At 52.7% G+C, this 7,617-nt stretch carries 10 protein-coding genes; 8 read left to right on the top strand and 2 right to left on the bottom strand.

Features of this window, described 5'->3' with window-relative positions; genetic code table 11:
* Nucleotides 1-94: 94 nt before the first annotated feature.
* A complete protein-coding gene (gene gmhB, locus EL29_RS01515) occupies nt 95-655 on the bottom strand; it encodes a D-glycero-beta-D-manno-heptose 1,7-bisphosphate 7-phosphatase (protein ID WP_014606544.1) in 561 nt (186 codons plus the stop codon).
* A 188-nt stretch (nt 656-843) separates the two neighbouring features.
* Between gmhB and metN the strand changes: the two genes are divergently transcribed.
* The 6 genes from metN (at nt 844) to proS (ending at nt 6,399) form a co-directional block, all read left to right on the top strand.
* A complete protein-coding gene (gene metN, locus EL29_RS01510) occupies nt 844-1,875 on the top strand; it encodes a methionine ABC transporter ATP-binding protein MetN (RefSeq protein ID WP_020693764.1) in 1,032 nt (343 codons plus the stop codon).
* Nucleotides 1,868-2,521 carry a methionine ABC transporter permease MetI gene (locus EL29_RS01505; RefSeq protein WP_013024713.1) on the top strand — a complete coding sequence of 218 codons (654 nt, stop codon included), beginning with the start codon at nt 1,868-1,870 and terminating at the stop codon, nt 2,519-2,521. Before metN ends, EL29_RS01505 begins: the two co-directional genes overlap by 8 nt.
* A 29-nt stretch (nt 2,522-2,550) precedes the next feature.
* Entirely contained in the window at nt 2,551-3,366 is an 816-nt protein-coding gene (metQ, locus tag EL29_RS01500) for a MetQ/NlpA family lipoprotein (protein WP_014592975.1), read from the top strand.
* Nucleotides 3,367-3,492: 126 nt separating this feature from the next.
* Nucleotides 3,493-3,891, top strand: coding sequence for an envelope stress sensor lipoprotein RcsF (gene rcsF / locus EL29_RS01495; protein WP_015700918.1), 399 nt, complete (start codon nt 3,493-3,495; stop codon nt 3,889-3,891).
* Nucleotides 3,888-4,592 (top strand): tRNA (N6-threonylcarbamoyladenosine(37)-N6)-methyltransferase TrmO, encoded by a 705-nt coding sequence (tsaA, locus tag EL29_RS01490; RefSeq protein ID WP_013024710.1) that lies wholly within the window; start codon nt 3,888-3,890, stop codon nt 4,590-4,592. The genes rcsF and tsaA overlap by 4 nt, the downstream gene beginning before the upstream one ends.
* 88 nt (nt 4,593-4,680) lie before the next feature.
* Nucleotides 4,681-6,399 carry a proline--tRNA ligase gene (gene proS / locus EL29_RS01485; RefSeq protein ID WP_013024709.1) on the top strand — a complete coding sequence of 573 codons (1,719 nt, stop codon included), beginning with the start codon at nt 4,681-4,683 and terminating at the stop codon, nt 6,397-6,399.
* 118 nt (nt 6,400-6,517) lie between these two features.
* Here proS and arfB read toward each other — a convergent pair whose 3' ends face one another.
* Nucleotides 6,518-6,928: an alternative ribosome rescue aminoacyl-tRNA hydrolase ArfB gene (gene arfB, locus EL29_RS01480; protein WP_013024708.1), complete on the bottom strand. Its 411-nt coding sequence runs from the start codon at nt 6,926-6,928 to the stop codon at nt 6,518-6,520.
* A 217-nt stretch (nt 6,929-7,145) separates the two neighbouring features.
* Here arfB and EL29_RS01475 point away from each other — a divergent pair, with 217 nt between their 5' ends.
* Nucleotides 7,146-7,346, top strand: a complete 201-nt coding sequence (locus EL29_RS01475; RefSeq protein ID WP_014606545.1) for a YaeP family protein — start codon at nt 7,146-7,148, stop codon at nt 7,344-7,346.
* A complete protein-coding gene (gene rof / locus EL29_RS01470) occupies nt 7,333-7,593 on the top strand; it encodes a Rho-binding antiterminator (RefSeq protein ID WP_013024706.1) in 261 nt (86 codons plus the stop codon). The genes EL29_RS01475 and rof overlap by 14 nt, the downstream gene beginning before the upstream one ends.
* Nucleotides 7,594-7,617: the final 24 nt, after the last annotated feature.

Below are 7,617 nucleotides of genomic sequence, written 5' to 3'. Positions count from 1 at the left end.
CAGTGGAGGCGCATTATAGGGAAGCTTTCACAGAGCGCAAGTGCAAATTTGAACTTTTTTGCTGTTCGTCTGAAATTTGCACAAAGGGGCTGTTTTACGCGCTTTTAATACGGGCAGGTAACTCGGCAAGACTCTTTATTACCCAGTCAGCCAGCGCTTCACCTTCAGCCGTGACCGGCTTACCGCTGCGCACAAGGACTTTCTTACCTACGCCGGCTGCCTCGGCGGCCTGCATATCTTCCAGTTTGTCACCCACCATATAAGAGGCCGCCATATCGATGTGCAACTCTTGTTGCGCGGACAGTAACATCCCGGGCTGAGGCTTACGGCAGTCACACTGCTGGCGATATTCTTCAATCGTCGCGTCGGGAAGGTGCGGGCAGAAATAGATCCCATCAAGGTCAATATCCCGATCGGCCAGCGACCAGTCCATCCACTCGGTAAGCCGCATAAACTGATCTTCGCTAAACATACCGCGAGCAATACCAGACTGGTTAGTCACGACAACCAACGCAAAGCCCATCTTCTTTAATTGTTGCAATGCTTCAATGACGCCATCAATAAACTGGAAATTATCGATTTCGTGGACGTAGCCGTGATCAACATTGAGGGTGCCATCGCGATCGAGAAAAATGGCCGGGACTTTATTCGTCACGTAAAAACTCCTGCTATAAAAATTGCCGATCAGTATCGCACGATTGCGATTAAAGGGAGAATGTCTGATTGAATCACTTCCATTGATTTAGACGTCTGGATGCCTTACCATCCATCCAGCTTATGCATGCTTTCAGTGATGAGAGCACACCAGACCACGGACAATGCAAGACGATAATAAATAACGTAATGATTAAATTAGAAAATATTACCAAAGTGTTCCAGCAAGGTTCGCGATCGATACAGGCATTATCAAATGTCAGCCTGCACGTACCTGCCGGGCAAATCTATGGCGTCATCGGTGCATCCGGTGCCGGTAAAAGCACGCTCATTCGTTGCGTGAATCTGCTTGAACGCCCGACTTCCGGCCGCGTGCTGGTTGACGGTGCAGACTTAACGGCGCTGGGCGAACGGCAACTGACTCAAGCCCGCCGTCAGATCGGCATGATTTTCCAGCACTTTAACCTGATGAACTCACGCACGGTTGCGGGCAACGTTGCGCTGCCGTTAGAGCTGGGTCAGCTCTCTCGTGAGGAAATTAAAAAGCGTGTGACCGAGCTGCTGGATCTGGTCGGCCTGGCTGATAAACACGACGCCTGGCCAGCCAATCTTTCCGGTGGTCAGAAACAGCGCGTCGCTATCGCGCGTGCGCTGGCAAGCAATCCCAAAGTCCTTCTGTGTGATGAAGCCACCAGCGCGCTCGATCCGGCAACAACCCGTTCGATTCTTGAATTGCTCAAAGATATTAACCGTCGTCTTGGCCTGACCATTCTGCTGATTACGCATGAGATGGATGTCGTAAAACGCATCTGCGATCAGGTCGCAGTGATAAGCCAGGGCGAGTTAATTGAAAAGGACAGCGTGAGCGAAGTCTTCTCGCATCCTAAAACGCCGCTGGCACAACAGTTTATCCAGTCAACGCTGCATCTGGATATTCCGGACGATTATCAACAGCGCCTGTCACCTGAAGCAGGCCCAGAGAGCATGCCCTTACTGCGTATGGAATTCACCGGGCAGTCTGTCGATGCACCTTTACTGTCTGAAGCCGCGCGTCGTTTCAATATCAACAACAACATTATTAGTGCGCAGATGGATTATGCCGGCGGTGTGAAGTTCGGCATCATGCTGGCGGAAATTCACGGCAGCGAAAGCGATACACAGGCCGCGATTCAGTGGCTGCAGGAACATCACGTAAAAGTAGAGGTACTAGGTTATGTCTGAAGCGATGATTGCGTTGCTGGGGCGCGGCGTGTGGGAAACGTTGATGATGACCTTTGTCTCTGGCTTTTTCGGTTTCGTACTGGGATTACCGGTAGGCGTCCTGCTCTATGTGACCCGTCCGGGTCAGATTCTGGAAAACAAAGGTTTGTATCGGGTGCTGTCGGCGCTGGTCAACATCTTCCGCTCTATTCCCTTTATTATCCTGCTGGTCTGGATGATTCCGTTTACCCGCATCATTGTTGGCACCTCTATTGGCTTGCAGGCCGCCATTGTGCCACTGACCGTGGGTGCGGCGCCCTTTATTGCCCGTATGGTTGAGAACGCCCTGCTGGAACTGCCAACCGGACTGATCGAAGCGTCACGCGCCATGGGTGCCACACCGATGCAAATCGTGCGAAAAGTGCTGCTGCCCGAAGCCCTGCCCGGCCTCGTCAATGCGGCCACCATCACGTTGATTACGCTGGTCGGCTACTCTGCAATGGGCGGAGCCGTGGGCGCGGGCGGTCTGGGACAGATTGGCTACCAATACGGTTATATCGGATATAACGCGACAGTGATGAATACGGTATTAGTGTTATTAGTCGTTTTGGTGTATCTCATACAATTCTGTGGCGACCGCATCGTGCGTGCTGTGTCCCATAAATAAGCAAGCAATATCACTATTAAGGAAAGGATATGTCTTTCAAATTTAAAAAAATTGCCGCTGTGGGTGCATTAATTGGCGCGATTGCGCTGGCAGGATGCGATCAAAAAGCCAAAGATCCAAACCACATTAAAGTGGGCGTGATTGTCGGCGCAGAACAGCAGGTTGCGGAAGCGGCGGCTAAAGTCGCTAAAGACAAGTATGGCCTGGATGTTGAGCTGGTCACCTTTAACGACTACGTGCTGCCTAACGAAGCACTGAGCAAAGGTGATATTGATGTGAATGCCTTCCAGCATAAACCGTATCTGGATCAACAAATCAAAGATCGTGGTTACAAGCTGGTATCCGTTGGTAACTCTTTCGTTTATCCGATTGCGGGCTACTCGAAAAAGATCAAATCACTCGACCAACTGCAGGACGGCGCGCAGGTTGCCATTCCTAATGACCCAACTAACCTTGGTCGTTCGCTGCTGCTGCTGCAGAAAGTGGGCCTGATTAAGCTGAAAGACGGTGTGGGCCTGCTGCCAACCTCACTGGATATCGTTGAGAATCCAAAACATCTGAAGATTGTTGAGCTGGAAGCGCCACAGCTGCCACGTTCACTGGACGATCAGCAAATCGCACTGGCGGTCATCAACACGACTTACGCCAGCCAGATCGGCCTGACACCGGCGAAAGATGGCATCTTTGTTGAAGATAAAGACTCACCGTACGTGAACCTGATTGTTGCGCGTGAGGACAATAAAGACGCAGAAAACGTGAAAAAATTCGTGCAGGCTTATCAGTCTGACGAGGTCGCGGATGCGGCGAACAAAGTCTTTAACGGTGGTGCAGTTAAAGGCTGGTAATTCAGCCTCCCATCTCTCCTCAGGGCGGCTTATAGCCGCCCTTTCTGATATTGCGCTTTGCTGACTTGTTATTTATCCGTGTCCTTGTTTCAATAACGCCACTTTTTGAAACTTGAGGATGTTGCCATGCGTTTTTTACCGCTCTGCTTGTTAGCATTGATGCTGACAGGGTGTGTTCGAGAGTACCACCCAATAAGCAGCGCACCTTCTCATCCGCAGCAATCCAGCGAACCGACACGTAAGCCAACGTATCGTCCCGCGCCTGTTAAGGTTTACACCGATGCGGCCGATCTGGTGAGCAAACCCTTCCGCGATTTAGGCGAAGTGTCCGCTGAAGATTGCCAGGTGAGCAATCAGAACTCCCCCCCAAATATTGCTACCGCACGTAAACGTATGCAGATTAAAGCGTCACAGATGAAAGCCAATGCTGTGCTGCTGCATAAATGTGAAATCGTCAGCAGCACACCGGGCTGTTACCGTCAGGCTGTTTGTCAGGGATCGGCGTTGAAAGTCACCAGTCAATGAGTGAATTCGCCTTTGCGCAAATCGGCGTGATCCGTTCACCCTGGAAAGAGAAGTTCGCCGTGCCGCGTCAGCCTGGGCTGGTACAGGACGGCGGCGGCGAACTGCATCTTTTGCCGCCTTATAACCAGGCGGATGCCGTGCGCGGCCTGGAAGACTTCAGCCACCTCTGGATTCTGTTTGTTTTTCATCAGACCATGGAAGGCGGCTGGCGCCCTACCGTACGGCCTCCACGGCTGGGCGGTAACGCGCGCATGGGCGTTTTTGCCACCCGCTCCACCTTTCGCCCCAATCCCGTCGGCATGTCGCTGGTTGAGCTCAAAGGCATTCGCTGCGAGAAGCAGCAGGTCATTCTGCAACTGGGCAGCCTGGATTTAGTGGACGGTACGCCGGTTGTCGATATTAAACCTTACCTGCCTTTTGCCGAGGCCCTGCCCGAAGCGCGCGCCGGTTTCGCGCAGGCCGCGCCGGAAAGCACTATGCCGGTCCGGTTTTCAGCGCTTGCCCAACAGCAGTTGCAACAGCACGCCCGCTATCCGCATCTGGCACGCTTTATCAGCGACGTTCTCGCTCAGGATCCGCGGCCCGCTTACCGTAAAGGTGAAATCCAGGACAGGGAATATGCCGCCTGGCTAATGGAGTTTAACGTGCGCTGGCGCATTGATGACGCAGGGACGGAAGTGGTGGCTATCGATCCGCGTTAAAACCCGCTTTTTAGCCAGTGATCTCACTGGTACACTAGCCGCCAGCAAATTTTGTCTGTGAATTTCCGATCAACTGGAATCGTAATCAATGCGTACTACTCAATATCTGCTCTCTACTCAGAAAGAGACACCTTCTGACGCGGAAGTGATCAGCCACCAGCTGATGCTGCGTGCCGGGATGATCCGTAAACTGGCTTCAGGCTTATATACCTGGCTGCCAACCGGACTGCGCGTATTAAAAAAGGTCGAAAACATCGTCCGTGAAGAAATGAACAATGCCGGTGCCATTGAGATTTCAATGCCTGTGGTGCAACCCGCCGATCTGTGGCAGGAGAGCGGTCGCTGGGAACAGTACGGTCCAGAGCTATTGCGTGTTGCCGATCGCCATGAGCGCCCGTTTGTGCTCGGTCCGACGCACGAAGAAGTGATCACCGATCTGATTCGTAATGAGCTGAGCTCCTACAAACAGCTGCCGCTGAATCTGTATCAAATCCAGACTAAATTCCGTGATGAAGTGCGCCCGCGCTTTGGCGTAATGCGTTCGCGTGAATTCATCATGAAGGATGCTTACTCCTTCCATACTTCTCAGGAATCGCTGCAGGAAACCTATGACGCGATGTATCGCGCCTACAGCCAGATTTTCAATCGTATGGGGCTGGATTTCCGTGCAGTGCAGGCTGATACCGGCTCAATTGGTGGTAGCGCATCTCACGAATTTCAGGTGCTGGCGCAGAGCGGTGAGGATGACGTGATTTTCTCAACGGCGTCTGACTTCGCCGCCAACATTGAATTTGCTGAAGCCGTCGCGCCCGCGGGCGATCGTCCTGCGCCTGCAGAAGAGATGCGTGAGGTGGATACGCCGAATACCAAAACCATCGCAGAACTGGTGAGCCAGTTCCAGCAGCCGATTGAGAAAACCGTGAAAACCCTGATGGTGAAGGGCGCAGAAGAAAGCGGTCACGCGTTGGTGGCGTTGCTGGTTCGCGGCGATCACGAACTGAACGAAATCAAGGCAGAGAAATCGCCTCTGGTTGCTTCTCCGCTGACCTTTGCCACCGAAGAAGAGATCCGCGCAGCGGTTGGTGCGGGTCCTGGTTCGCTCGGCCCAGTGGGGCTGAATATGCCAGTTATCGCAGACCGTACCGTGGCGAAGATGAGCGATTTTAGTGCCGGTGCCAACATTGAGGGTAAACACTATTTCGGCATCAACTGGGAACGCGATCTGCCAATGGCGCAGGTAGCCGATCTGCGTAACGTCGTGGAAGGTGACCTGAGCCCGGATGGCAAAGGTACGTTGCAGATTAAACGTGGTATCGAAGTCGGCCACATTTTCCAGCTGGGCACCAAATACTCTGAAGCGATGAAAGCCTCCGTACAGGGCGAAGACGGTCGTAACCAGATCATGACCATGGGCTGCTACGGCATCGGCATCACCCGCGTGGTTGCGGCGGCCATCGAGCAGAACCATGACGACCGCGGCATCATCTGGCCTGCTGCGCTGGCGCCGTTCGAAGTGGCGATTCTGCCGATGAACATGCAGAAATCGTTCCGCGTGAAAGAGTTAGCGGAAGAGCTGTACAACACGCTGCGCGCCAAAGGCGTAGAGGTGATTCTGGACGATCGTAAAGAGCGTCCGGGCGTGATGTTTGCGGATATGGAGCTGATTGGCGTACCGCACACCATCGTGATTGGCGATCGCAATCTTGATAATCAGGAGATTGAGTATAAAGCCCGTCGTGCCGGTGAGAAGCAGATGATCAAGCAGGATGAAATTGTCGAATTTCTGCTTAACGCGCTTAACAAGTAACCGCACTATAACGCCCCTTTAAGGGGCGTTTTTTTTTGCTGAATAACGTGCGACTATCAGGCTTGTTCCCGCATTCTGTTCCTGTCTGACTTGTCATAACGCCCCATGCACATGTCCCTTATTGCACCTTGCCGCGCAGCGCTTTGGTATTGCTGCGCCGTGACTTGCCCTCCAGCCTGCGCTCTTTCGAGGCGCGCGTAGGTCGTGTTGAGCGCCGGACTTTCTCTACCGTGGTAAGTTCGCGGATCAGGTTGACCAGCCGCTGCAGTGCCGCCTCCCTGTTCATCTCCTGACTCCGGTACTCCTGCGCCTTGATGATCACGGTTCCGTCACCGGTAATTAAGTGGTGGCTGGCATTTAGCAGTCGCTCTTTATAGAACGGTGGCAAGGACGAGGCGGCAATGTCGAAACGTAGATGAATGGCTGTGCTGGTTTTATTCACATGCTGACCGCCAGAACCCTGCGCCCGAATAGCCGTCAGTTCAATTTCACTGTCCGGCAGCTCAACGTTGCGTGACAGCATAATCATCTGTCACCTGCCTGCGTGCAGTACGCGTTTTTTTGTATCGGGCTATCCATTCACTGAACCTTTCGTGCTTTATCCTGAGTCGTCTTAGACGGCGTAGCCAGCTACTTTAGCAGTGATTTGCGCGCGGTTCCTGTTTTTGCCTGGCTGATTTTCTGGAAATGCCTGTGATATAGTCGCTAATCAACCAGAGTGTTTCTGCTCTGCTGAGGAGGTGCCTGTGCAAAAATATTGTGAGTTAGTTCGCCAAAAATATGCCGAAATCGGCAGCGGAGATCTGGGATATGTACCCGATGCCATTGGCTGCGCCTTAAAAGCGCTGGATGATATTGCCGCGAATGTTGCGCTAAACGCTTCTCTCAGGGAACAGGCGGCCTATGCCGCCGCAAACTTATTGGTGAGCGACTATGTTGATGAATGAAGCTTATAAACCCATCAATTGCGATGACTACGATAATCTGGAACTCGCCTGCCAAAAAAACTGGATGCTGTCGCTGGAGTTAAAAGACGGTGAACAGCTTAAGGCCAAAGCCAAAGATATTCTTTCACGTAAAAACGTTGAATATCTGGCGATTGACCTTTCCGGTGAAACGCGCGAGTTACGCCTCGATCACATTGCCAGCTTCAGCCATCCTGAACTCGGCACCGTTGTTGTCAGCGAAGAGTAATTCACTTCCCGTCGGGCGGGATGC

This window comes from Pantoea ananatis LMG 2665 (assembly GCF_000710035.2).
Classification (GTDB): Bacteria; Pseudomonadota; Gammaproteobacteria; order Enterobacterales; family Enterobacteriaceae; genus Pantoea; species Pantoea ananatis.
This window is presented reverse-complemented; position numbering and strand designations above follow the sequence as displayed.

Coding starts and splice junctions, on each gene's coding strand:
- metN (WP_020693764.1), top strand. CDS start 844: ATGATTAAATTAGAAAATATTACCAAAGTGTTCCAGCAAGGTTCGCGA.
- EL29_RS01505 (WP_013024713.1), top strand. CDS start 1,868: ATGTCTGAAGCGATGATTGCGTTGCTGGGGCGCGGCGTGTGGGAAACG.
- metQ (WP_014592975.1), top strand. CDS start 2,551: ATGTCTTTCAAATTTAAAAAAATTGCCGCTGTGGGTGCATTAATTGGC.
- rcsF (WP_015700918.1), top strand. CDS start 3,493: ATGCGTTTTTTACCGCTCTGCTTGTTAGCATTGATGCTGACAGGGTGT.
- tsaA (WP_013024710.1), top strand. CDS start 3,888: ATGAGTGAATTCGCCTTTGCGCAAATCGGCGTGATCCGTTCACCCTGG.
- proS (WP_013024709.1), top strand. CDS start 4,681: ATGCGTACTACTCAATATCTGCTCTCTACTCAGAAAGAGACACCTTCT.
- arfB (WP_013024708.1), bottom strand. CDS start 6,928: ATGATTATGCTGTCACGCAACGTTGAGCTGCCGGACAGTGAAATTGAA.
- rof (WP_013024706.1), top strand. CDS start 7,333: ATGTTGATGAATGAAGCTTATAAACCCATCAATTGCGATGACTACGAT.